This is a genomic window from Bacteroides cellulolyticus, assembly GCF_025567135.1.
Classification (GTDB): Bacteria; Bacteroidota; Bacteroidia; order Bacteroidales; family Bacteroidaceae; genus Phocaeicola; species Phocaeicola cellulolyticus.
Genome location: NZ_JAOQJJ010000045.1, coordinates 1 through 1,190, shown reverse-complemented (window position 1 = coordinate 1,190; position 1,190 = coordinate 1). Strand labels below are relative to the sequence as shown.

General features: G+C 35.4%; 1 protein-coding gene and 1 pseudogene. Both read right to left on the bottom strand.

The features are described from left to right. The coding region (locus tag OCV82_RS15130; RefSeq protein WP_154045212.1) for an AAA family ATPase at positions 1-400 on the bottom strand (400 nt) is incomplete at its 3' end. A 372-nt stretch (positions 401-772) separates the two neighbouring features. After that, positions 773-1,190 (bottom strand): annotated as a pseudogene (locus tag OCV82_RS15125) (hypothetical protein); the annotation flags it as partial.

Sequence of the window (1,190 nt, the reverse complement as noted above, 5' to 3'; positions counted from 1 at the left end):
CACGCAATACCTCTGTAAAGCGGTCACCTATTCCGAGCAATTCTGTTCTATCCGGTAAGCCATATTTTTTCTCCCACTCGGATATGTAAAAACTTAGTTTGCTTTCCAGATTTCCCTCTTTTGTAAAATCCGTACTATTAAAATCTACATAAAATACAGGATGAACATTCCAGTCATTTTCCAATGCTTCAATTTTTAAACCCTTGAAATATTCCTTTTTACCGAGAAAATAGTTCTTAAGAGTAGATACAAGAAGACTCTTGCCGAATCTCCTTGGACGACTCAGAAAATATATTTTCCCTTCATGTGCCAGATTATAAATCAAATCCGTCTTATCCACATAAACATAACCGTCTTCGATAATCTGTTCAAAACTCTGTATTCCTATAGGATATTTCATAAGCTTAATACTTTACCGCTGTTACTCCACATGCAGAATAATTCTTCTAGACAAATCAAATAATATTTTGTCAAGACATTCGCAATAGAAGATTTTTCACAAATATAATGCAAACAGAGTGAAGGACAAAGAGGAAATTTAGTTTTTTTACTGTGTTTTATCTTACTAGGATAGGTATATTGGTGTTTATTCTACGGTCTATTAAGCAATAAATACAATATTTACAAATGTCGTAGGGGTGGGCTTCTACTATATGTGTGAGTAAAAATAACGCTTAGTGGACATGTATGATTATCTAAATACATTTAAGCAGTGTTCATACATTGTTCGCTAAGCGTAAATTAAATGTAAAAAAATATCTATTTTACTTTCTTATACATATTCCGCTAGCTTATTAATACCTATATTCAGCTCTTTTGCAATATTTTCATCGGATAGCCCTTGTTTCCTTAAGAGGCTTATCATATTTCCTAGCATTTTATTTTTAGAAATTAGTTCCTGGCTCTTGCTCTCAAGTTCCTGGCTCTTGCTCTCAAGTTCCTGGCTCTTGCTCTCAAGTTCCTGGCTCTTGCTCTCAAGTTCCTGGCTCTTGCTCTCAAGTTCTTGGCTTTTGCTCTCAAGTTCCTTATTCTTAAGCTCCAGCTCCTTATTCTTCATCATTATCGTAGTATCACGTGATTCTATTTCCGAAAGAATTTCATCCTCTACATCCATATCCCTTCTTACATCCGGTTCGACAGCTGCCTTTATCAGCCTGTCAACCACAAGCTGTTCCTCTATTTCCAGTCCT